The 22,802-nt window shown below is 72.3% G+C and carries 20 protein-coding genes; 7 read left to right on the forward strand and 13 right to left on the reverse strand.

What is annotated here, in order from left to right:
- Positions 1–36: 36 nt before the first annotated feature.
- From ACH4EB_RS21055 to ACH4EB_RS21065, 3 genes are read right to left on the reverse strand one after another with little or no spacing between them, the layout of a single operon-like run.
- Positions 37–903 carry a carbohydrate ABC transporter permease gene (locus ACH4EB_RS21055; protein WP_398349054.1) on the reverse strand — a complete coding sequence of 289 codons (867 nt, stop codon included), beginning with the start codon at positions 901–903 and terminating at the stop codon, positions 37–39.
- Positions 900–1,811, reverse strand: coding sequence for a carbohydrate ABC transporter permease (locus tag ACH4EB_RS21060; RefSeq protein WP_398349137.1), 912 nt, complete (start codon positions 1,809–1,811; stop codon positions 900–902). The genes ACH4EB_RS21055 and ACH4EB_RS21060 overlap by 4 nt, the downstream gene beginning before the upstream one ends.
- Before the next feature lie 41 nt (positions 1,812–1,852).
- Positions 1,853–3,151 (reverse strand): extracellular solute-binding protein, encoded by a 1,299-nt coding sequence (locus tag ACH4EB_RS21065; RefSeq protein WP_398349055.1) that lies wholly within the window; start codon positions 3,149–3,151, stop codon positions 1,853–1,855.
- A 300-nt stretch (positions 3,152–3,451) separates the two neighbouring features.
- Here ACH4EB_RS21065 and ACH4EB_RS21070 point away from each other — a divergent pair, with 300 nt between their 5' ends.
- Positions 3,452–3,877 (forward strand): SSI family serine proteinase inhibitor, encoded by a 426-nt coding sequence (locus ACH4EB_RS21070; protein WP_398349056.1) that lies wholly within the window; start codon positions 3,452–3,454, stop codon positions 3,875–3,877.
- A 162-nt stretch (positions 3,878–4,039) separates the two neighbouring features.
- Here ACH4EB_RS21070 and ACH4EB_RS21075 read toward each other — a convergent pair whose 3' ends face one another.
- Both ACH4EB_RS21075 and ACH4EB_RS21080 read right to left on the reverse strand, forming a co-directional pair.
- Entirely contained in the window at positions 4,040–4,333 is a 294-nt protein-coding gene (locus ACH4EB_RS21075) for a DUF3039 domain-containing protein (protein WP_031007434.1), read from the reverse strand.
- Complete coding sequence (locus tag ACH4EB_RS21080; protein WP_398349057.1) at positions 4,320–5,531, reverse strand: MFS transporter; 1,212 nt, start codon at positions 5,529–5,531, stop codon at positions 4,320–4,322. The genes ACH4EB_RS21075 and ACH4EB_RS21080 overlap by 14 nt, the downstream gene beginning before the upstream one ends.
- A gap of 1,123 nt (positions 5,532–6,654) precedes the next feature.
- On the opposite strand from ACH4EB_RS21080, the gene ACH4EB_RS21085 reads away from it, so the two are divergent.
- The 4 genes from ACH4EB_RS21085 to ACH4EB_RS21100 all read left to right on the forward strand — a co-directional run bounded on the left by ACH4EB_RS21085 (position 6,655) and on the right by ACH4EB_RS21100 (position 9,161).
- On the forward strand, positions 6,655–6,909 hold the full coding sequence (locus tag ACH4EB_RS21085; protein WP_398349058.1) for a hypothetical protein: 255 nt from the start codon (positions 6,655–6,657) through the stop codon (positions 6,907–6,909).
- A gap of 169 nt (positions 6,910–7,078) precedes the next feature.
- A complete protein-coding gene (locus ACH4EB_RS21090) occupies positions 7,079–7,642 on the forward strand; it encodes a hypothetical protein (protein WP_398349059.1) in 564 nt (187 codons plus the stop codon).
- 25 nt (positions 7,643–7,667) lie between these two features.
- Positions 7,668–8,066: a hypothetical protein gene (locus ACH4EB_RS21095; protein WP_398349060.1), complete on the forward strand. Its 399-nt coding sequence runs from the start codon at positions 7,668–7,670 to the stop codon at positions 8,064–8,066.
- Positions 8,067–8,234: 168 nt separating this feature from the next.
- On the forward strand, positions 8,235–9,161 hold the full coding sequence (locus tag ACH4EB_RS21100; RefSeq protein ID WP_398349061.1) for a LysR family transcriptional regulator: 927 nt from the start codon (positions 8,235–8,237) through the stop codon (positions 9,159–9,161).
- 540 nt (positions 9,162–9,701) lie between these two features.
- Here the strand turns inward: ACH4EB_RS21100 and ACH4EB_RS21105 are convergent.
- Complete coding sequence (locus ACH4EB_RS21105; RefSeq protein WP_030018029.1) at positions 9,702–10,292, reverse strand: YqgE/AlgH family protein; 591 nt, start codon at positions 10,290–10,292, stop codon at positions 9,702–9,704.
- Between the two features lie 309 nt (positions 10,293–10,601).
- Between ACH4EB_RS21105 and murA the strand changes: the two genes are divergently transcribed.
- Entirely contained in the window at positions 10,602–11,948 is a 1,347-nt protein-coding gene (gene murA, locus ACH4EB_RS21110) for a UDP-N-acetylglucosamine 1-carboxyvinyltransferase (RefSeq protein ID WP_360136259.1), read from the forward strand.
- Between the two features lie 709 nt (positions 11,949–12,657).
- On the opposite strand, the gene ACH4EB_RS21115 is transcribed toward murA, so the two are convergent.
- From ACH4EB_RS21115 to ACH4EB_RS21140, 6 genes are all read right to left on the reverse strand, one after another.
- A complete protein-coding gene (locus tag ACH4EB_RS21115; protein ID WP_004571953.1) occupies positions 12,658–12,939 on the reverse strand; it encodes an HU family DNA-binding protein in 282 nt (93 codons plus the stop codon).
- Positions 12,940–13,245: 306 nt separating this feature from the next.
- Positions 13,246–14,679: an NAD-dependent malic enzyme gene (locus ACH4EB_RS21120; RefSeq protein WP_398349062.1), complete on the reverse strand. Its 1,434-nt coding sequence runs from the start codon at positions 14,677–14,679 to the stop codon at positions 13,246–13,248.
- A 445-nt stretch (positions 14,680–15,124) separates the two neighbouring features.
- Positions 15,125–17,548, reverse strand: a complete 2,424-nt coding sequence (locus ACH4EB_RS21125; protein WP_398349063.1) for a HelD family protein — start codon at positions 17,546–17,548, stop codon at positions 15,125–15,127.
- Between the two features lie 344 nt (positions 17,549–17,892).
- Positions 17,893–18,633: an anti-sigma factor family protein gene (locus ACH4EB_RS21130; protein WP_398349064.1), complete on the reverse strand. Its 741-nt coding sequence runs from the start codon at positions 18,631–18,633 to the stop codon at positions 17,893–17,895.
- Positions 18,630–19,118, reverse strand: a complete 489-nt coding sequence (locus ACH4EB_RS21135) for a sigma-70 family RNA polymerase sigma factor (protein WP_398349138.1) — start codon at positions 19,116–19,118, stop codon at positions 18,630–18,632. The genes ACH4EB_RS21130 and ACH4EB_RS21135 overlap by 4 nt, the downstream gene beginning before the upstream one ends.
- Before the next feature lie 598 nt (positions 19,119–19,716).
- Positions 19,717–20,355, reverse strand: a complete 639-nt coding sequence (locus ACH4EB_RS21140; protein ID WP_398349065.1) for a CGNR zinc finger domain-containing protein — start codon at positions 20,353–20,355, stop codon at positions 19,717–19,719.
- 142 nt (positions 20,356–20,497) lie between these two features.
- Here ACH4EB_RS21140 and ACH4EB_RS21145 point away from each other — a divergent pair, with 142 nt between their 5' ends.
- Entirely contained in the window at positions 20,498–21,274 is a 777-nt protein-coding gene (locus ACH4EB_RS21145; protein WP_398349066.1) for a class I SAM-dependent methyltransferase, read from the forward strand.
- 145 nt (positions 21,275–21,419) lie between these two features.
- Here ACH4EB_RS21145 and ACH4EB_RS21150 read toward each other — a convergent pair whose 3' ends face one another.
- Positions 21,420–22,799, reverse strand: coding sequence for a uroporphyrinogen-III synthase (locus ACH4EB_RS21150; RefSeq protein WP_398349067.1), 1,380 nt, complete (start codon positions 22,797–22,799; stop codon positions 21,420–21,422).
- Positions 22,800–22,802: the final 3 nt, after the last annotated feature.

The raw sequence follows: 22,802 nt of genomic DNA on the forward strand, positions 1-22,802 counted from the left end.
GGGGAGTGTTCCGGGGAGTGCCGGGTGCGGGCATCGTCAGTCCTTCACCGCGCCGCCCAGGCCCGACACCAGCCTGCGCTGTACGAGCACGAAGAACACCAGTACGGGCACGGTCATCACGGTCGAGGCCGCCATGATGCCGCCCCAGTCGTTCTCGTCCGGCTTGAAGAAGACCAGCAGGGCCATCGGGAGCGTGGAGTTCTCCGTCGCGCTGATGATGAAGGACTTGGCGAAGAGGAAGTCGTTCCAGGTGCTGATGAAGGAGAAGACGCTGGTCGCGACGAGTCCGGGGAAGACGAGCGGGAAGAGGATCTGCCACAGGAAGCGGGCGCGGGTGGCGCCGTCCAGGTAGGCGGCCTCCTCCAGGGCCTCGGGCACGGCCCGGACGAAGCCGCGCAGCATCCAGATCGCGAAGGGCAGGGAGAAGGCGAGGTGCGGCAGGATCAGTGAGCCGAGGGTGTTCAGGCCGATGCCGGGTACGGCGTCGCCGGCGTCCCGCATCAGGAAGAACAGCGGAATGGTCAGCGCCTCGACCGGCACCATCTGCGCGACCAGGAACATGATCAGCAGCGTGGTTCGGAACCGGAAGCGGAAGCGGGTGACGGCCGTGGCCGCGAGGAAGGCGATCAGCGCGGAGACGATGACGACGACGCCCGCGACGAACAGGCTGTTGAGGAAGTAGCGGCCGAAGTCCTGCTGCTGGAAGACCCGCCGGAAGGCGTCCAGCGAGGGGTGCAGGGTCCAGGGCACCGGCTCGGTGGACTGCACCTCGCCCGCCGGTTTGAAGGCGGACAGCACCATCCAGTAGAGGGGGAAGGCCACGGCGGCGGCGAGCAGCAGCGCGCCCGCCTCGGCGGCCAGCCGTCCGGGCCGCCGGATCAGCGGCGTACGGACCGTACTCACAGTTCCTCCCCCTGTCGGCGCAGCAGACGCAGGTGGACGAGCGTGACGGAGAGCAGGATCAGCAGCATCACGATGCCGATCGCCGAGCCCAGGCTGTACTGGGACGAGGCGAACGCCTTCTGGTAGGCGTACACGTTCAGTACGAGGTTCTGCCCGGCGATGCCGCCGCCGTTGGTCATGACGTAGATCTGCGTGAAGACCTTGAAGTCCCAGATGACCGACTGGATGGTGACGACGACGAGGATCGGCCGCAGCATCGGCGCCATGACCGACCGCCAGATCCGCCACTGCGACGCGCCGTCCAGGGCGGCCGCCTCCAGCACCTCGCCCGGGATGGCGCGGATGCCCGCGTAGACGGTCACCATCACGAACGGGAACGAGCACCACACGACTTCCAGCAGGACCAGCGCGAAGGCGCTGTAGCGCCCGTAGGTCCAGGAGAAGTCGCCGAGGCCCAGCACCCGGTTGACCGGCCCGAAGTCCGGGTCGAAGAGGAAGACCCAGACGGTGGAACCGGTGATGGCGGGGGTGGCCCAGGCGCCGAGCGCGGCGAGCATCAGGGCCAGCCGCGGCACCGCCCGTATCCGGGTGAGCAGGACGGCGGACGAGCAGCCGGCCGCCAGGGTGCACAGGACGCAGGCCGCGGCGAACACCACCGTGGCCAGCAGCACCTGCCAGAACTGGCCGTCGCCCAGGAGTTCGGCGTAGTTCGCCAGCCCCCGGAAGGTGGTCGGTTCGCCGCCGCTGACCTGGGCCTGGGTGTATTCGAGGAACGAGATCAGGCCGAGCTGGTAGATCGGGTAGACCAGCAGCCCGCCGAGGACGACCAGGGCGGGGGCGAGGTAGAGCCACGGCGTCCAGCGGCTCCCGTGCCGGGACGGCGGCCGTCTCCCGGTGCCGGGGGGCACCGCCCGGCCGCCCCCGGTACGTGCTTGCTTGACCGTGAGCGTCACTTCTTGAACGCCTCGTCCATCTTCTTGGCCGCGTCACCGGACGCCGCGGCGACGTCCTTGCGGCCGCTGACGATCTCCTGGTACATCGTCGGCAGCACCAGCGAGGAGTCGATGGTGCCCCAGGCCGGCGAGGCCGGCACGAACTTGGCGCCCGCCTCCAGCGTCCGCACGAAGGGCTGCACGAACGGCTGCTTCCGCGCCGCCTCGGCCCGTACGTCGCCGTACGTCGGCAGGAAGCCCATCGCGTCGAACAGCCGCCGCTGGGTGTCCTTGCCGGCCAGTTCCTTCATCAGGTCGACGGCCAGTGTGCGGTGTGCACTGCTCTTGAGGACGCCGATGTTGTTGCCGCCCGCGAAGGCCGGCGCGATCGACCCCTTCGTGGTGCCGGGCAGCGGCACGACCGCGTACTTGCCCTTGACCTTGCCGTCCTCCATCGCCTGGCGGCTGAAGTCGCCGCCGATGGCCATGCCCGCCTTGCCGGCGGCGAAGGCGGCGACGGTGTCGTTGCCGCCCATCTCGGCGCACTTGGCGGCCGGGCAGTTGGCGTCGCCGAAGAGGTCCGCGTACGCCTTGATGCCCGCCTGCGCCTTCGGGCTGTCGACGGCGGCGGTGTACGACTCGCCCTTGCCGGTCGCCAGCTCGCCGCCGTGCGCCCAGAGGAAGGGCAGCGCGCCGTAGGTGTACGCGCCGCCGACGGCGATCCCGTACAGCTCGGGCCGCTCCTCGCGGACCTTGCGGGCGGCCGCGGCCAGCTCGTCCTGGGTGGTGGGGACGGCGATGCCCAGGTCCTTGAAGACGTCGGTGCGGTAGTACAGCGCCCGTACGCCGACGAACAGCGGCGCGCCGTAGACCTTGCCGTCCACGGTCACCGACTCCTTGGCCGTCGGGTCGGTGTCCTTGGCGTCCTTCCAGGCGCCGAACTCCCGGGTCACGTCGGCCAGTCCGCCGTCCTTCACGTATCCGGCGGTGTCGGTGTTCCCGTACTCGATGACGTCGGGAGCGCTCTTGGGGTCGTTGAAGGCGGCCTTGATGCGCTGGGCGCGGGTGTCGACGGGGATGTACGTCACGTCGACCTTGCTGCCCTGGTGTGCGGCCTCGAAGTCCGCCACCGCCTTGCGGACGACCTCCTCCTTGGGCTTGTTGTTGACCTCCTGGAAGAGCCAGACCCGCAGTGTGCCGGTCCTGCTGTCTTCTCTGGCGCCGCCGCCCGAGGTGGACGGGGCGCACCCGGCGGCGGTGACGGCCGCCAGGACAAGTGCCGCCGCGCGGGCGGCTGTTCGGGCGGAGAGCTGCATTGGGGACCCCCTGAAAGGAACGTTGCAGCATGCGCAACGGGCGTTTCGCCATGCACAATCCTCAGGAGGCTAAGCGCGCCGACGCTCCCCCACAAGAGCCGATCAGCCACCGGCACGGGCGACACGCCACCACTGGCCCACAATCGCCGCCAATCCGTCCCGGTACGTCTATCTATGAATCAGATGTCCCTCCTCGGCTCCCAGAAGCAGCCCCGGACCCCGCCCCCGCGGCCCGGTCCCCGGCACCAGCCCCTGGAAGCAGCTCCCAGCCGCACAACACGCAAAGGACCGACCGAACCCATGCGCGCAAGACCCGTACGCACCGCCCTGCTGGCCGTCGCCGCCCTGGGGCTGCTGCCCTTCGCCGCCACCCCCGCCACCGCGGGTGCCCCGCCGGAGACCGGCGGCCGCCAGCACATCGCCATCCACGAGGGCACCGACCCCTCCGGCCCGCTCCTCGCCGCCGCCTACCTGCGGTGCTTCCCGACCGGCGGCAGCCACCCGACCCCGGAGGCGTCCTGCCTCAAGCTGGCCCTCGCCAACGGCGACTACGCCCGCGTCCCGCAGCTCCACCGCGCCTGCACGAAGATCTACCAGCCGGTCACGGTCGTCGCCCACGGCACCTGGCACGGCAAGACGACCGCCTACAAGCACACCTATCCGAACCAGTGCGTCGCCAACGCCGAGAGCGGCGACATCTTCAACCTCACCCCCTGGCGCGACTGACACCCCCGGCACCCCACGCCGGAGGCCCGGTCCCCGCACGGGACCGGGCCTCGGTGTGCGGCGCGCAGCACGGGTCCGGCCCGCTCCTCGTACGGGAACGGGCCGGATTCGCGCAGGGCGGACGGGAGGGAGCCGGGCGGCGGCGCGCCGGCTGCGGAGGGGCTACTTCTTGCCGCCGTCCTTGCCGCCCTTGTCCTTGTCGCCACCGGCGCCCATGGACTCGTAGATCTCCTTGCACATGGGGCAGACCGGATACTTCTTCGGGTCACGGCCCGGGACCCACACCTTGCCGCAGAGGGCCACGACGGGGGTCCCGTCGAGCGCGCTCGCCATGATCTTGTCCTTCTGGACATAGTGGGCGTAGCGCTCGTGGTCGCCGTCACCGTGCGACGTCTGCGGCGTCGGCTCTACGAGGGTCCCCGTACCTGCCCCGCGCTCGGGCTCAACAGTGCTCATAACCGCCAAGGGTACCGACGCGCGCGGCCTGCCGGGAGCGACGGCCCGCGCCCAGGTGGAGGGCGAGTCCCAGCGCCGCGACACCGGCCGCCGCCCACGGCAGCGCGTACGCCCGCACCCCCGCCGCGAGCGCCAGCCCGCCCAGCGCGGAGCCGACCGCACTGCCCAGATAGAGGGCCGAATTGTTCAGGGCCAGGGCGACCGTGCCCCGGTCGCCGCGCAGCGCGAGCAGCCGGTGCTGCTGCGGCACCTGGAGCGCCCAGCCCGCCGCGCCCCACAGCACCAGGGCGGCGGCCGCGCCCGGCAGCGCGGCCGACGCCAGCAGCGGCAGCAGCGCCTGGGCCGCGACGACCGTCACGAGCACCCCGCCGACCAGCGCCGAGACCTTTCCCGTACGGTCCACCAGCGGCCCCGCCACCAGGCTCCCCAGCACACCGCCGATCCCCCACGCCCACAGGTACGGGGCGACCTCCCGCACGCCCCCCGCGGAAGCCAGCACGGGCGCGAGGTACGTGTACAGCCCCAGACTCGCCACGGCCGCCAGGAACGACACCCCCACCACCGGCGCCACCGCACGGTCCGCGACAGCGGCCAGCCGGGCCCGCACCGGCACCGGCGGGTCAGCCGGGACCGCGGGCAACCCCACCGCCATCCCCACCAGCGCCACCCCGCCCAGCCCTGTGACCAGCCACATCGTCGACCGCCACCCCGCGTGCCCGGCCAGCAGCACCCCCACCGGCACACCGAGCACCGTGCCCGTACTCATCCCGCCCATGACCAGCGCCAGCGCCCGCCCCCGCCGCTCGGCGGGCGCCAGCGCCGAGGCCGCCGCCGTCGACAGGGCGGCGTACACCCCGGCGCCCGCCCCCGCGACCACCCGTGCGACCAGCAACGCGCCCAGCGCGGGCGCGAGCGCCGTAGCGGCATTGCCCACCGTGAACACCGCCAGCGCCACGAGAATGACCAGCCGCGGCCGCACCCCCGCCAGCAGCCCGGCGACCAACGGCGCGGCGATCGCATACGCCAGCGTGAACACCGTCACCATCTGCCCCACCAGGGACACCGTCGTCCCGAGATCGTCCGCGACCACCGGCAACAACCCCGCCATCACATAAGCGTCGAGCCCGAGCGCGAACGCCCCCAACACCAGCAGCCAGATTTTGCGCACCGCCGTCAACTCCCCTGTTCTCCGCTTCACGTCCGCCGACGGGAAACGTAGGCAGTCTCCGGATGGTGGGGGAAATGCCGGAGGGGGAGGATTGATGTTTCGGGGGAATGAGTGGGAGGTCCGGGCGGATGGGACGGCCCCGGCGGGACCTGTTCACCAGCCGGGGTTCTTCCCAGGTGTGGCACTCGACGTGGCCGGCGAAGAGGCAGCACCCCGCCGGGTCGGCCCCCGGGCTGGATTTCCCGCAGTCGGGCAGTTCCACCAGCTCCGTCCCGGCCCTCAGCCAACAGGCCCACAGACCTGTCCCACGCGCAAGAGAATCCAGGAAGCCGAAGTGCCTCCCTTCGTGGCGGCCGAAGAGAAGGCACTGGACGGCACTGTCCACGTGGCCTGTGGAAGATCTGTTCTCCGCCGCCGCAACCAGGCCGTACGGCAAACAGCACCAGCTCGGGCAACGCATCATGGAGCCGGCCGTAGCGAGCGCGCAGGTACCGCACGACGGCCGGTGCAGCGTCGGCACTCGCACATCGGATACCGCGGGCTCGCCAGAAGCCGCACCGGATCTCCCTCCCGGACCGCAATCGTCCGCCCCCACGTGCGCCCGGAGTCACGGGACACGCGCAGCGTCATGCGCACGCGTTGTCCGGTATGCGGGCCGGACGTTCGAGGGTCCCTTCCGGCTCGTGTCCTTCGACAGCATTTCGCGTTGCCATGTACAGCCCCTCTCGCTGTTCCTTGCCGCGCCGTATGCGGCAACACCGAGTAAAGACGGCGAAGTCGGGGAAACCCACGGCATCGATGCGGCAGTCTCGACGCAGATCCGTGCACGGACGCCGACGATGCCCGAGCCTCCGGGAGGCGCTTCATGCCACTCGCGAACCGGCGCAGGGCCCTGGGCCACAGTCAGGAGAAGTTGGCCGGGACACTCGGCGTGGACCGCACAACGGTCTGCCGCTGGGAAAGCACAACGGTCTGCCGCTGGGAAAGCGGCAGGGTCATCCCTCAGCCACCACAGCGGCGGGGCTCGGCGGCCGCCCTCGACGTCAGCCTTTCCGAGCTGGATGCCCTTTTGGCGCCACCCCGAGTGGCAGATCACGAAGCTGCCGGGTCTCCTCGGCCCGGTGCCCCTCCGGACACAGGAGACGCCGACGAAATGATCCGCCGTGATTTCCTCCGCGTACTGCCCCTCACCGGCGCCTCGGCCTCCCTGCCGGCCGAGGAGGCAGAAGCTCTGACGGAAGCCGCCCACCGCGGAACGCCCGTCGATTTCGCCCGGATGAACAGCCACCTTTGGCAGGTTTTCCAACTGGCCCGGCACAAGGGTTCGGTGTATCCCGTGGTTCGCAATCAGTTGGCGTCCATGAACGAGGCACTCGGGAAAACCGTGGAAACATCCGCCCCCTGCTGAGCGCGGCCGCCGACCTCTTCCAGTCGGCCGACGAGATCGCGTTCGACGGAAACCGGTATACCGGTATTCCGATGCCATTGCCTCGTATGCGCTGGCCGCCTCGGTCAGCAAGGATGCCGGAGCGTACGGCCTGTGGGCCTGCGCCCTCGTCCGCCACGCCCATGTGGAGATGTCCGAGCACCGCCTGCACCGAGCGGCGCAGACGCTCGGCGCTGCGGCGAGTCTCGCGGGGAGAGGTAACAGCAGTCTCCCGACCCGCCATTGGGTCGCGTCGGTCCAGGCCGAGGCGTGTGCCGGGCTCGGCGACCGCAAGGCGTGTGAACGAGCGATGGACCAGGCCGGGACCGTACGTGACGTCGCCGCGGACAGCACCGACGGTGGGTGGCTCCGCTTCGGCTGCGCACGTCTGGCGGAGGAGCGAGGGGCTTGCCATGTGCAGCTCGGCTGCCTCGACCTGGCTGAGCAGGCGCTCCAGGATGCGCTGCGACAGACGGCCCTGACTTCCGGACAGTCGTACCGGCGACGGGGCACGGTGCTCACCGGCCTGGCGGCCATCGGGGCGAAACGGCGGGACGCCGAACAGGTCGTCACGTACGGCGGAGAAGCCGTCGGCCTCGCCGGAGCCTCATCGTCCGGTTACGTCGCCCGTAGACTCCGAGCCCTGTGTGACGAGTTCGGCCCCTTGAGCCGCGATCGTCGCGTGGCGGAGCTGGGGCGGAGATCGCCGCGCTGAGCGCACCGTGACTGGAGGGGTTGGCATGTCGCGGACCGAAGGTGCACGACTTTTCCGGGACGCCTGGATCGCAGGGGTGCGCCGGCACTTCCCCGGGGAGCCCAAGGCCGGGTACGTCACTCCGTGGGACGACACCCCGCAGTGGGAGCGCGACGCCGCTGGGGCCGTTCACGAGCAGGTCCGCCAGTTCGTGGAGGTCAGCGGAGGCCGCACGTCGAGACTGTCCCGAGAGCAGAAGAGCCGGTTCGTCGCGACGTGCTGGACGGCCCAGATGTTCAAGCACTTCGAGAACCCGAAGCCCGGTCAGGTGGCCGATTGGCCCGGCCTGCCGTCCTGGCAGCAGGAGACGGACGCGGACATTTTTGAAGCCGTCGAGAAGGCGCTGGGCCAACCATCCACTGACCGCTCGCCGGCCTTCCGCTGACCGCCCCGTCCTCTCCTGCGTCCCCTGCCTCACCCCGTCGCGTGAACCGCCCGGGAAGCACATCCGCTTTCCGGGTGTTCGGTGAGGTGCCCGTACGGAGCGAGGTGTGCCCGGCGGGACGCGTACGGATGGATGCGGGACCGTTCCGGTGGAGGGTGGCGACAGGGTGTGGACGAGACGGTGGGCGTGGGACCGGTGCCGGGCGGGACACGCGGCGTTGACGGGCTCGACGGTGTCGAGCTGCGGCATCTGCGTGCGTTCATGGCGGTGGCGGAGGAGCGCGGCTTCACGTACGCGGCCGACCGGCTCCGGGTCGGGCAGCCCGCGCTGACCAAGGCCGTACGGGCCCTGGAGAAGACCCTCGCCACCCGGCTGCTGGACCGCACCACCCGGCGCGTCGAACTGACCGACGACGGCCGCCGCCTCTACGCCGAACTGGCGCCGCTGCTCCCCCGACTGGCCGCCGCGCTGCGGGCGCCCGGTGGGCAGCCCGTGCTGCGGCTCGGCTTCACCTCGTTGCTGCCCGGCGCCTGCGCCGCACTGAACGCGGAGTTCGAGGCGGCGACCGGGGCGGGGGTGCGGCTGGTGCGCCGGGACACGCCGCTGGCGGGGCTGGACACCGGCGAGGCGGACATCGCCGTACTGCGCGGGGACGCCCCGCCGGACGCCGACATCCGTACCCGGGTGCTGCTGCACGAACCGCGGGTCGCCGCCGTCGGCCGGCTGGGCGGGGCCGCGGCCCTGGCGCGCCGCCGCGTCCTGGACTGGGCCGAGCTGGCGGACCACCCGCTCGTGGTGAACACCGTCACCGGCAGCACCCGCCCCGAACTGTGGCCCCCGGACCGGCGCCCGCGGCTGGCCTGTACGGCGGACAACTTCGACGAGTGGCTGGAGGCGGTGGCCGCCGGGCACGGGGTCGGCGTGGCGCCGCAGGCGGTGGCCGAGCGGCACACCCACCCGGGCATCCGCTTCGTGCGCCTGAAGAACGCCCCACCGGTGACCGTCCACCTCGCCCTGCCCACCCACGCCGCCCACCCACTGGCGGAACGCTTCTTCGGGATGGGGGTGGGGACAGGAGCGGGTGGGGGGCGGTGAATGCGCGTCCGGTTGGGGAGCAGCCATTCGGTGCGCACCACTTGGCTTGTCCTCCGCTCGGCGCACCCCCAGTCGACGGGCCACTCGGCGTACCCCCAGCCGGTGAGCCCCAGCCGGTGAGCCCCACCCGGGGGACCGCTCGGCGCGCCTCACCCGGGGGACCGCTCGGCGCGCCTCACCCGGGGGACCGCTCGGCGCGCCTCACCCGGTGTGCCCTGCGGTGAGCGGCCCTACAGGGCGAATCGAACGCTCCCGAACCCCCACCGGGGGCTTACCCAGCGGAGGCGGGCGGCTACCTCGCGCCAGGGCGGAAGCTCCAGCAGGCGGGGCGGGCGGGGACGTCAGGGAGCAAGGCGGGCGGAGACATCGGGTCGGGCAGGGACGTCGGGGAGCGGGGCGGGCGGCGACGTCGGCGCAGGCGGGAGCCTCGGGGAGCAGGGCGGAAGCCTCAGCGGGCAAGGCCGGAGCCTCGGCAACGGAGCGGGGTCGGAGCCTCGGCGGGCGGAGCGGGGCGCGAGCCTCGGCGGGCGGAGCGGGGCGTCAGTTCAAGGACGGGTCGTCCGGGTACGTCGCCACCATGGCCAGTTCGTTGCGCTGGCGGCGGAGGACCGCGCGCCAGAGTTGTTCCGGGTCGGGGGAGGACACATCGCCCGGTTCGGACTCGACGACGTACCAGGCGCCCTCGACCAGTTCGTCCTCCAACTGGCCGGGGCCCCAGCCCGCGTAACCGGCGAAGATCCGCAGGCTGCCGAGCACCGTGGAGAGAAGTTCCGGCGGGGCTTCCAGGTCCACCAGCCCTATGGCGCCGTGCACCCGGCGCCAGCCCAGCGGGCCGTCGCCGACCAGCGCGCTCTCCGGTGTCTCCGGACCGCCCGGCACCACGGCCACGCCGAGGGCCGAGTCCAGCGAGACCGGGCCGCCCTGGAAGACCACGCCGGGCTCGCCGGCCAGGGACGCCCACGGTTGCAGGATGTCGCCGACGCCCACGGGCGTCGGGCGGTTGAGGACCACGCCGAGGGACCCCTCCTCGTCGTGGTCGAGCAGGAGCACCACCGCGCGGTCGAAGTTCGGGTCGGCGAGCGCCGGTGTGGCGACGAGCAGCCGGCCGGTGAGCGAGGACACCTCGGTCATGGGGACATGATCCCGCACTTCGGACCGTGGCGGGGAGTCAACCGCGGTACCCGGGCGAGAGCAGCGCAGGGCGTACGACGGCAGCCCCGGCGCACGGCGCCGTACCGCGGGGACACCAGGGTGGTCATACCGGTGCACAGTCGTACGGATTGGGCCGATTGTCGATTACGGAGCAAAGGCGGACCGTCGCGGAGGGTGTTGTGACAAAGCCATTACACGCCCCGGACCCGCTCCGGCCTACGGGCACCCCCTCCACCGCCCTTACCATTTCCCCTTGGCCCCCTGTCCGTCTCCAGGAACGCGAGATCCATGACCGTCTCTACCGACGACGTACTGCTTGTCCACGGCGGCACCCCGCTGGAGGGCGAGATCCGGGTTCGCGGCGCGAAGAACCTCGTGCCCAAGGCCATGGTCGCCGCGCTGCTCGGCAGCAGCCCGAGCAGACTGCGCAATGTGCCCGACATCCGCGACGTACGCGTCGTACGCGGCCTGCTGCAACTGCACGGCGTCACGGTGCGCCCCGGCGACGAGGCGGGCGAGCTGATCCTCGACCCGTCGCACGTGGAGAGCGCCAATGTCGCCGACATCGACGCGCACGCCGGCTCCTCGCGCATTCCGATCCTCTTCTGCGGCCCGCTGCTGCACCGCCTCGGCCACGCCTTCATCCCGGGCCTGGGCGGCTGCGACATCGGCGGCCGCCCGGTCGACTTCCACTTCGACGTGCTGCGCCAGTTCGGCGCGACCATCGAGAAGCGGGCGGACGGCCAGTACCTGGAGGCTCCGCAGCGACTGCGCGGCTGCAAGATCCGCCTGCCGTACCCGTCCGTCGGCTCGACCGAGCAGGTGCTGCTGACCGCCGTCCTGGCGGAGGGCGTCACCGAGCTGTCGAACGCGGCCGTGGAGCCGGAGATCGAGGACCTGATCTGCGTACTCCAGAAGATGGGCGCGATCATCTCCATGGACACCGACCGGACCATCCGGATCACCGGTGTCGACAAGCTGGGCGGCTACAACCACCGCGCCCTCCCGGACCGCCTGGAGGCGGCCTCCTGGGCGTCCGCGGCGCTGGCCACCGAGGGCAACATCTACGTGCGCGGCGCGCAGCAGCGCTCGATGATGACCTTCCTGAACACCTACCGCAAGGTCGGCGGCGCCTTCGAGATCGACGACGAGGGCATCCGCTTCTGGCACCCGGGCGGCTCGCTGGACGCGATCGCGCTGGAGACCGATGTGCACCCCGGTTTCCAGACCGACTGGCAGCAGCCGCTGGTCGTCGCCCTGACGCAGGCGTCCGGCCTGTCCATCGTCCACGAGACGGTGTACGAGTCCCGGCTCGGCTTCACGTCGGCGCTCAACCAGATGGGCGCGCACATCCAGCTCTACCGCGAGTGCCTGGGCGGCAGCGCCTGCCGCTTCGGGCAGCGCAACTTCCTGCACTCGGCGGTGGTGTCCGGGCCGACCAAGCTCCAGGGCGCCGACCTGGTCATCCCGGACCTGCGCGGCGGCTTCTCGTACCTGATCGCCGCGCTCGCGGCGCAGGGCACCTCGCGCGTGCACGGCATCGACCTGATCAACCGGGGCTACGAGAACTTCATGGAGAAGCTCGTGAGCCTGGGGGCGCACGTCGAGCTGCCGAACGGAGCACTGAGCGCCTGACCGGCGCGGCGGGCACCCGGCCCGCGCACACGTCAGGAGGGGCGGCCACCCGAGCGGGTGGCCGCCCCTTCCGCTGCGCACGGGGCAAAGCCCTATTTGCTCACGCGAATGGTTGAACGCGGGCCTTCGGGTCGGGCGCCGCCAGCGGGGTCACCTGCGGGGATTGCGGCTGCGACGGGATGGGGAGCCGATCCCGTACGCCGTGCCAGGCGGTGCCCGCGCCTTGCCCGGCGGTGCCCTCGTCATGCCAGGCGGCGCCCGCGCCTTGCCCGGCGGTGCCCTCGCCATGCCGGACGGTACCTGCGCCTTGCCGGGGCGGCGTCTGCTCGGTGTCCGACACCCGGATCTCGGATCTCAGCGTCCCGCGTCCGGCATTCGGCGCCCGGGGAGGGGTCCAGAAGGCTCGCGGGTGGGGCCCGTGGGGCTCTTGTGCCTCCTGTTGCTCTACAGAGGCGTAGAGAGCCGTTCAGGGGGCGTGTCGGGGCCGATGGGGTGCCTGCCGGGCGGGCATACGGGGACGCCGGGCCGGGAGGCGTACGGTCCCGGCGTACGCAGAAGGCGTACGGGCCCAGCGCGCGCAGAAGGCCGACGGGCCGGGCGCGCAAAGAAGACGTACGGACCGAACGCGCACAAAGGAAGGGCGGCCGCCCCCGATGGGGACGGCCGCCCTCACGCCTTTGTCACCGGGGCCGGTCAGACCCCCGGCGGGTCACTTGCCCTTGGCGGCTTCCTTGAGCTTGGAGCCCGCGGAGACCTTCACGCTGTAGCCGGCCGGGATCTGGATCGGGTCGCCGGTCTGCGGGTTGCGCGCGGTGCGAGCGGCACGGTGGGTGCGCTCGAAGGTCAGGAAGCCGGGGATGGTGACCTTCTCGTCGCCCTTGGCGACGACCTCGCCGACGGTCTCGGCGAGCGCGGCCAGAACGGCGTCGGCGTCCTTGCGGGTCACCTCGGCGCGGTCGGCCAGAGCGGCCACCAGCTCACTGCGGTTCATGTTTGTACTCCCGTGTTCTTCTTGCCAATGAGGCGTGAGATCGAAGCCGATGCTGCCAGGGCCCTTGGACGGTGCCCGGACCCGGGTCTGCTGACAGACCCTCGCGCCCGGGTACGCATCCTGCCCCCACCTGCGGCGGTAAAGCCAATCCGGCACCCAGGAGGGTCACACGAAAAGCGCCACTGCCTCATAGTGGTGACGTCCCGCACCGTGCCTCACCGGGCCGGCCCCGCAGGGCGGCGGCCGTTTGCTGCCCGCCACCCTATGGGGGCGCCGCGGACACCGTGTCACGCGACGCGCCGGGCGTCAGGCCGTGGTGGCGGCCGTCACAGCCTCTCCCGCGGCCTTCGCGGCTTCCTTCACCGCGTCGGCCACCGCGCCCGCGACCTTGTCGTTGAAGACGCTCGGGATGATGTAGTTCGCGTTGCGCTCGTCGTCGAGGACGACGTCGGCCAGCGCGCCGGCCGCGGCCAGCATCATGTCCGTGTTCACCGTACGGGACTGGGCGTCCAGCAGGCCGCGGAAGACGCCCGGGAAGACCAGCACGTTGTTGATCTGGTTCGGGAAGTCGGAACGGCCGGTGGCCACGACGGTGGCGGTCTGCCGCGCGATCGCGGGGTCCACCTCGGGGTCGGGGTTGGCGAGTGCGAACACGATCGCGCCCTGCGCCATCTTGGCCACGTCGTCGCCGTCCAGGACGTTCGGCGCGGAGACGCCGATGAACACGTCGGCGCCGACCACGGCCTCCTTGAGGGTGCCGGTCTCGCCCTCCGGGTTGGTGTTGTCGGCGATCCAGCGCAGCGGCGAGTCGGGGTCGGCGTCGACCAGGTCCTTGCGGCCCGCGTGCACCACGCCGTTGATGTCGGCGACGACGGCGTGCTGGACGCCGGCCGCCATCAGCAGCTTGAGGATGGCCGTGCCGGCGGCGCCGGCGCCGGACATCACCACGCGGACGTCCTCGAACTTCTTGTCCACCACGCGCAGCGCGTTGGTCAGCGCGGCGAGCACCACGATGGCGGTGCCGTGCTGGTCGTCGTGGAAGACCGGGATGTCCAGGGCCTCGCGCAGCCGGGCCTCGATCTCGAAGCAACGGGGTGCGGAGATGTCCTCCAGGTTGATGCCCGCGAAGCCGGGGGCGATGGCCTTGACGATCTCCACGATGGCGTCGGTGTCCTGGGTGTCCAGGCACAGCGGCCAGGCGTCGATGCCGGCGAAGCGCTTGAAGAGGGCCGCCTTGCCCTCCATGACGGGCAGCGCGGCCTTGGGGCCGATGTTGCCCAGGCCCAGCACGGCGGAGCCGTCGGTGACGACCGCGACGCTGTTGCGCTTGATGGTCAGGCGGCGGGCGTCGTCGGGGTTGTTGGCGATGGCCTGGCAGACCCGGGCCACGCCGGGGGTGTAGACCATCGACAGGTCGTCGCGGCTGCGGATGGGGTGCTTGGACTGCATCTCGATCTTGCCGCCGAGGTGCATCAGGAACGTACGGTCGGAGACCTTGCCGAGCGAGACGCCCTCGATGCCGCGGAGCTTTTCGACGATCTCGTCCGCGTGGGCGGTGGAGGTCGCGGCGATGGTGACGTCGATGCGGAGTTTTTCGTGGCCGGAGGCGGTCACATCGAGGCCGGTGACGGAGCCGCCGGAGGACTCCACGGCCGTGGTGAGCTGGCTGACCGCCGTACCGCTCGCGGGAACCTCCAGCCGCACCGTCATCGAATACGAGACGCTGGGCGCCGTTGCCATGGCCGACTTCCTCTGCTTTCCCTTGTTTCTCTCTGCGCGCCGCTCCGGGGTCCGCGGCGGGACCTGGCCGGAGAGCGAGGGACGATCGTCCCACCTACCAGCCGGTACACGGTAACCAGGCCAGCATTCCGGAAAGGCTTTTCCACCATACGAGAGAGCATGGTCGAACGGAAGACCTGACCGGCAACGGCGGGCGAACAGTGCGCGAACGGCGACGGGCGCCTCCCGGATTGCTCCGGAAGGCGCCCGTCGTGTGGTTCAGTGACACCGACCCGCCATGCTCGCCTCGCGGCAAGTGGTCGCTCGCAGCGACTATGGTTGGGCCCGGGGGCTTGGATCGGGCCGGTGCCACCACCAAGGCTAACAAACCATCCCTGGAAGCGAATCCCGTCCCGCCACCTTCTTTCCCGGCGGGCGCCGGAAACCCCCGCACGGCCCTCGCGGCTCAGTCCCTGAGCAGGTCCGGGACCCCGTCCCCGTCCGGCTCGTCCCGCGCCCCGGACAGCACGGTCAGTTGCTGGGTCGCCCGGGTCAGCGCCACGTACAGCACCCGCAGCCCGGCCGGCGACTCGTCCGCGATCTCGGCGGGCGAGACCACCAGCGTCGCGTCGTACTCCAGACCCTTGGCCTCCAGCGAGCCCAGCGCCACCACCCGTTCGCCCAGCTCCGCCAGCCAGCGGCGGGCCTGCGCACGGCGGTCCATCGCCACCACGACACCGACCGTGCCGTCCACCTCGTCGAGCAGCAGCCGGGCCGCGTCCCGTACGGAACCGGCCAGGTCGTCCTCGTCGGCGACCAGGAAACGCGGTGTCAGGCCCGTGGAACGGACCGCCTCCGGCGCCTGCATGCCCGGCATCGCCAACGCCAGCACCCGCGCCGCCAGCTCCGCGATCTCCGCCGGGTTGCGGTAGTTGACGGTGAGGGTGAAGCGGCGGCGCGGGCGGGTGCCCAGCGCCTCGTCACGGGCGACGGCCGCCTCGTCGGGGTCGGACCAGGACGACTGCGCCGGGTCACCGACCACCGTCCAGGTGGCGTGCCGGCCGCGGCGGCCCACCATCCGCCACTGCATGGGCGTCAGGTCCTGCGCCTCGTCGACGATGACGTGGGCGTAGTCCGTACGCTCCTCCTCCAGCCGCTCGCGCCGGCCGCGGCCCCCGCCGGACAGCCGCTCGCTGTAGGTGCTGAGCTCCTCCAGACCGGTGAGCTGGTCCAGCGGGTCGGCCTCGCGGGACCTGGCGGGCCGGGGTGGCGCGCCGAGGATGAGCTGAAGCTCGTCCAGGAGCGCCACGTCGTGGACCGACAGCGGCCCCTGGCCCTTGTCGTCCAGACGGCCCAGCGAACGGGCCAGCCGGCGCACCTCACGCTGGTTGAGCACCCGGCGCGCCCAGCGGCCCAGCCGGCGTTCGTCGGCCATCGCGGCCAGCACCCCGCGCGGGGTCAGCTCCGGCCACCAGGCGTCGAGGAAGTCCTGGAAGTACTGCTCGGTGGTGATGTCCTCGTCGAACGCCTGGCGGGCCTCGGCGGCCAGTTCGGGGTCCGTGTAGCGCTTGGCCGCGCCGGACCTGGACCACAGGGCGTCCAGGACGAGGCGGCGGGCGCGCGGGCGCAGCAGGTTGACCGGCGCGGTGCCGCCGAGGGCCGACTGCCGGATGCGGTGCAGGTCGCGTGCGTCCAGTTCGACGCGGGCGCCGAAGACGACCACCCGCAGCCGGTCCGGCGGGCCGGCGGGCGCGGCCGTCTCCTCGTCCTCCTCGCCGAAGGCGAGCTGGCCGTCGGCGGGCGCGGAGGCGGCGGCCCCCGCGGACGCCGTCCCGGGCAGTTCCAGGGCCCCGCGGGCCGCCTTGCGCAGCAGTTTCTGCATCCGGCTGGAGCCCTTGATGCGGGCCACGGCCGGCGAGTCGTACGCGGTGGCCTCCGCGCCGTCCACCAAGGAGCCCAGCGCGCGGATGGCGACCTGACCCTCCTCACCGAGGGACGGCAGGACGCCTTCGGTGTAGGCGACGAGCAGCGGCGTCGGGGAGACGATGAGGATGCCGCCCGCGTAACGGCGGCGGTCCTGGTAGAGGAGGTAGGCGGCGCGGTGCAGCGCCACCGCGGTCTTGCCGGTGCCGGGTCCGCCCTCGACCTCCGTGACGGAGGCGGCGGGGGCCCGGATGACCATGTCCTGCTCGGCCTGGATGGAGGCGACGATGTCGCGCATCGTGTGGCTGCGGGCCCGGCCCAGGGCGGCCATCAGCGCGCCGTCGCCGACCGCGGGCAGCTCCTCGCCGTCGAGCGTCGCGGTGATCTCCGGGCGCATCAGGTCGTCCTCGACGCCCAGCACCCGGCGGCCCTTGGAGCGGATGACCCGGCGGCGTACGACGCGGCCCGGCGCGACCGGGGTGGCCCGGTAGAAGGGGGCGGCGGCGGGCGCGCGCCAGTCGATGACCAGCGGGCTGTAGTCGGCGTCCAGCACGCCGAGGCGGCCGATGTGCAGGGTCTCGGCGATCTCGGCGCGGCCGTCGGTGATCGCGCCGTCGGCCGGTTCCACGGAGGTGTACGCGCCGTCCGGGCCCTTCTTGCCGTCCTTGCCCAGGAGCAGGTCGATCCGGCCGAAGAGGAAGTCCTCGTACTCGGAGTTGAGCCGGTTCAGATGGGCGCCGGCCTGGAAGACCTGGGCGTCCCGCTCGGCGAGGGCGCCGGGCGTGCCGACCTGGCCGCGTTTGGCGGCGTCGTCCATGAGGAACTCGGCCTCGTGGATCTTCTCCTCCAGACGCTGGTAGACACGGTCGAGATGCTTCTGTTCGGATGCGATCTCGCGTTCGCGTGTGCTGTCCGGCTGTGCGTCGTCGACGGAGTCCGGCGCGTGCGTGGCATTCTGCGCGGCCACCCAGGCCCCCTTCTTCTGTGCGTAGGGCAGCCGTCAACCGTACGCGAACCGGGCACCGGGCGCACCTGACCCAAAGGACGAAATCACCACCGGTCAGGAGCAAACCGGGCACCACGGGCGAGCGGGACGCGCGGAATCGGGGGTTCCCTTTTGGGTGGAGGCGCCGGATGGGCCTCGGCGCTGTCGGGCTGTCGCCGGGAGCGCCGTCGGAGGCGTCCACCGGACGGCTACCGGACGGCCGTCGGGGGTCATCGGGGGCGCCGGGGGCGTCACCGGGCCGCCGTCGGGAGCGCGTCGGGGGTCTCGCCGGGCCGCCGCTCCGGGCGGGTCCGCGCGCCGGCCGGTCAGACCTTGATCTCGGCCAGCCGCCTGCCGTCGAGCGTGCGGACCTCGAAACGGTCGATGTGGGAACGGTTCATCGCCGAGCCGCCGTGGGTGTAGAGGGGCTCCTTGTTCCACTTGGCGGCGCCGTCCTTGAGGCCGTACCCGCCCGCGGGCACCGCCCACGTCGTCACGGTCTGCTCCGCGCCGCTCTTGCCGACGGCGACCAGGTCGCAGGTGAGCGGGCCCCTGACGTTGCCCAGCTTGAGGGCGACGTGGGTACCCCAGGGCTTGCGCTCCAGGGAGACGCTGGCGGACACCTTGGTCACCGGGTCGACCGTGCCGGCCTTCTCGCCGTGCTCGTACATCGTGCGGGCGTAGCCCGTCAGGTGCTCGGGGGCTTCTTCGGGGCCCCCGGTGGTCAGCGCGTACGTGGTCAGCGGGCCGCCGACGACCAGGACGGCAGCGGCGGCCACCAGGTACAGGCGGCGCCGGCGGCGGGTCCGGCGCACCGCGCCGACCTCGGCCAGGAGCCCGTCCAGGACGCCCGGCCCGGGGACCGGGGTGACGGCCTCCGGGCCGGGCGCCGACTCCCTGGCAGCGGCGAGCAGGGGCGGCAGGCCCATCAGGCCGTCGAGTTCGGCGGCGCACCGGGCGCAGTCGGCCAGGTGTTCCTCGAAGCGTGCCGCCTCGGCGGCGTCCAGGACGCCCAGCGCGTAGGCGCCGACGTCGGTGTGCTCTACGGGCTCCGTGGGCCGCTTCACGCCGTCACTCCTCGTTCTTCGAGCGAGAGCTTCAGGGAGCGCAGGGCGTAGAAGACCCGGGACCGGACGGTCCCGGCCGGCACCCGGAGCACTTCGGCCGCCTCACTGACCGTACGCCCCTTGAAGTAGGTCTCTATCAACGCCTCCCGGTGGGCCGCACTGAGGTCGCCGAGTGCTTCGGTGATCGTCATCAGGCGCAGGGCCCGGTCGATCTCGTCGGCGGCCGGCATCGACTCCAGGGGGGTGGCGTCGACCTCCTGGGGGCGTGCCTGACGGCTGCGGTGACTGTCGATGACGATCCGCCGGGCGACGGTCACCAGCCAGGGGCGGACGGAGCCGGTCGCGCGCTGCAACTGACCGGCGTTGCGCCAGGCCCGCAGCAGGGTCTCCTGCACCACGTCCTCCGCCTGGTGCCGGTCCCCGGCCACCAGGCGCAGCACGAAGGCGAGCAGCGGGCCGGCGTGCTCCTCGTAGAGGACCCGCATCAGCTCCTCGTCCGGCGCCGCACTGTCTGCCACGACGGCATCCTTGCGCAAGCCAACTCCCGGGTCGATAGCGCGGATCGGACATTCGCAGCGCATGGGCATCAGCGCTCACGCGCGTCGCCGTCGTCACTGCCGTCACCGCCGTCACCGCCTGCACCGCCGCTCACCTCGATCTGCCGTCCGCGGCCGGGCTCGCGCATGTCCGCCCCCTCGTCCCGACTCCCGGGTTCGACACTCCGGGCCCGACATTCCGGCCCCGGGGCCCCGGCCCGGAACTCCGGCCCGGGAACTCCGGGCTCGATTACGTCCCTTCAGCCAGCAGTACGGGCCCGGGTGGGCCGCGACTCAGCACCCGCCGGACGAATTACCGGCCACAGGGCGGGGTGATGCGCGCGGGCGGGCGATTCCCGTGCCCCGCCTGCGAGTTCGGAGCCACCCCCGCGAGTTCGGCGCCACCCGCGCGGGTCGGGAAGCCGGCGCCGGCCGGGGAGATGGCCCAGGCCGGGAAGACAGCGCGGGCCGGGGAGATGGCCCAGGCCGGGAAGACAGCGCGCCCCAGGAAGGCAGCGCAGGTTAGACAGACGGCCCACCACGCGGCTCAGCGCACTCCCGCGACGGGCGCCCCGTCGACCACTCCTTCCGCCGCCGCGGCCGCCGCGCCGTCCCCCCGGTGGGTGGCCCGCCGGCGGTGGCGGGCCACCCGCTCCCGGTTCCCGCACACTTCGCTGGAGCACCACCGGCGCCGCCGTCCACGTGAGGTGTCCAGATACACCAGCGAGCAGCTCTCGCCCTCGCACTGCCGCAACTGGCCGCGGGATCCCGCGTCGGTGAGCATCCCTATGGCGTCCCGGGCGACCGCCGCCAGCAGCCCGGCGCAGTCGGGCGGTCCGGCGAGGGCCCGGACCAGGGCGCCGTCGTCGGCGCGTACGGCGCGGGCGGGCGGCACCGGGGCCGCGGCGGCGGCCGCGTTGAGCAGGCGCAGGTCACCGTCGGCGGCCCGGCCGCGCAGTTCGTCGTGGACGACGCGGCGCAGCAGTTCGCGCAGCATCCGGAAACGTACGACCCAGCCGCGGTCGACACCGCCGAGCTGGGCGCCGCCGGGGACGACGCCCGCACCCACCAGCCAGGCCGCCAACTGTTCCGGGCCGGCCAGGCGTTCGGCGGACCGGCCGGTCGTGGCCATCAGGTCCAGGCAGATCCGCCCGCAGTCGAACCGCAGGTCAAAAGACGCCGCCATGTGCCCGTCACTCCTTGGGAGACAACCTCTGCCCTATCAGAGTGCCCGGCGCGGCCCCCGGCCGGAACCCTCGACACCGCCGCGTGCCGGGCGACACCCTCCGTATACATCGCATGTATACAGTCAATGTATAGTCCGGATCATGTCGGCCAAGACCCTGCTCAAGAACCGCTCCAGCCTGACGCACAAGGTCCGCTACGCGGTCAGCAACCCGGCGCGGATCGCGCCCTACCTCCGGCGCACCGCCCGGGACACCTGGCTACGCCTCAAACACCCCGACCACGTCGCGTACTACCGCGCCGTGATGGCCTCCGACACCAGCCGCAACCCGGAGGCCGCGGTCGGCAGCCGCAGCCACGAACGGTGGCTGGCGCTGGGCGAGATGCAGTTCGGCTATCTGATGGAGCACGGGCTGCGGCCGGACATGCGGATGCTGGACATCGGCTGCGGCAACCTGCGGGCCGGCTGGCGCTTCATCGCCCACCTCGACACCGGCAACTACTACGGCATCGACATCTCCCCGGACATCCTCATCTCCGCCAAGAAGACGCTGGCCGCCTACGAGATCCAGGACAAGCTGCCGCACCTGACGCTCACCCAGGACCTGACCTTCGACTTCCTGCCGGACCGGCACTTCGACGTGGTGCACGCGCACAGCGTGTTCTCGCACTCGCCGCTGTCCGTGATCGACGAGTGCTTCCGGCACGTCGGCCGCATCCTGGCGCCCGGCGGGTTCTTCGACTTCACCTTCGACCGCACCGACGGCGCCGAGCACCAGGTGTTGCGCGAGGACTTCTACTACCGCACCGAGACGCTGCTGGCGCTGGCCCGCAAGCACGGGCTGGAGGCCCGGTTCATGGAGGACTGGGAGACCCGCCCGCACGGACAGTCCAAGATCCGCGTGACGAATCCCGCGTAGCGACCCCGCACACGGCCGTACGGCGGGGTCCGCCACGCGTTCCCGCACACGGCCCTACGGCGAGGTCCCGTCACGCGGCCGCCCCACACGGCCGTACGGCGAGGTCCCGTCACGCGTCCCCAACACGGCCCTACGGCGGAAACCGTCACGCGTCCCCGTACTTGGCCCCCACCTGCGGATCGAGCGCCAGCCGGTAGCCCCGCTTGACCACCGTCTGGATCAGCTTGGGCGCGCCCAGCGCCCCCCGCAGCCGGGCCATCGCCGTCTCCACCGCGTGCTCGTCGCGCCCCGTACCCGGCAGCGCACGCAGCAGGTCGGCGCGGGAGACGACCCAGCCGGGGCGGCGGGCCAGCGCACGCAGCAGCGCCATCCCCGCCGGGGGCACGGTCCGCAGCACACCGTCCACCAGGACGGCCTGACCGCGGATCTCCACCCGCCGCCCGGCGACGGTCAACGGGCGCACCCGGCCCGGCAGTTCCCGGCACAGCAGTTGGACGAGCGGGCCGAGCCGGAAGCGTTCGGGCTGGTACGTGACCACCTCGTGCGCTTCGAGGGGCAGCGCGGTGACCGGCCCGACGCAGGCGGGCAGTACGTCGTGCCGCAGCGCGCGCAGCAGCTCGTCCCGCAGGCCGCGCTCCTCGGCACGGCGCAGCAGCGAGGTGGCGGCCGGTGCGCTGGTGAAGGTGATCGCGTCCAGGCCGCGGGTGACCGCCGCGTCCAGCAGCCGGTCGACGGGCCCGATGTCGGCGGGCGGCATCCAGCGGTAGACCGGTACGCCGACCACCTCGGCGCCGCCCGCCCGCAGCGACTCCACGAAGCCGGGCAGCGGTTCGCCGTGCAACTGGAGGGCGACCCGTCGTCCGCGCACGCCCTCCTCCAGCAGCCGGTCCAGCACCTCGGCCAGCGACTCGGACCGCGGCGACCAGTGCTCCGTCAGCCCGGCCGCGCGGATGGCGCCCTTGACCTTCGGGCCGCGTGCCAGCAGTTCGACGGCGCCGAGCCGGGCGAGCAGCGCCGCGCCGAGCCCCCAGCCCTCGGCGGCCTCGATCCAGCCCCGGAAGCCGATCGCGGTGGTCGCGATCACCACGTCCGGCGCCCGGTCGATCAGGTCCTTGGTGGCGGCGAGCAGCTCCGCGTCGTCGGGCAGCGGCACGATGCGCAGTGTGGGGGCGTGGACGACGTGGGCGCCGCGCCGTTCGAGGAGGGCGCCCAGCTCCTCGGCGCGGCGGGCGGCCGTCACACCGACCGTGAAGCCGTCCAGGGGCCGTACGTCCGCGGAGCCCGCCGAGACGGCCGGGCCGTGATCGCCGTCCCCGGGGGCACTGCCCCGGTGGTCGCTGTTGCCGAGGTCGCTGCCCCTGCGGTCGCCGACACGCGAGCCGCCGGTACGGGGGCCGTCGGTACGGGAGCCGTGGGCACGCGGACCGTCGATGCCGGGGTCGTCGGCACGCGGGCCATCGCGCCGTCGCCCGTCGCGCCCCGCGCCGCCGTCGTCCCGACGTCCGTCGTGCTCGCCCTCGTACATGGT

It is taken from the genome of Streptomyces sp. NPDC018045 (assembly GCF_044327445.1).
GTDB lineage: Bacteria > Actinomycetota > Actinomycetes > Streptomycetales > Streptomycetaceae > Streptomyces.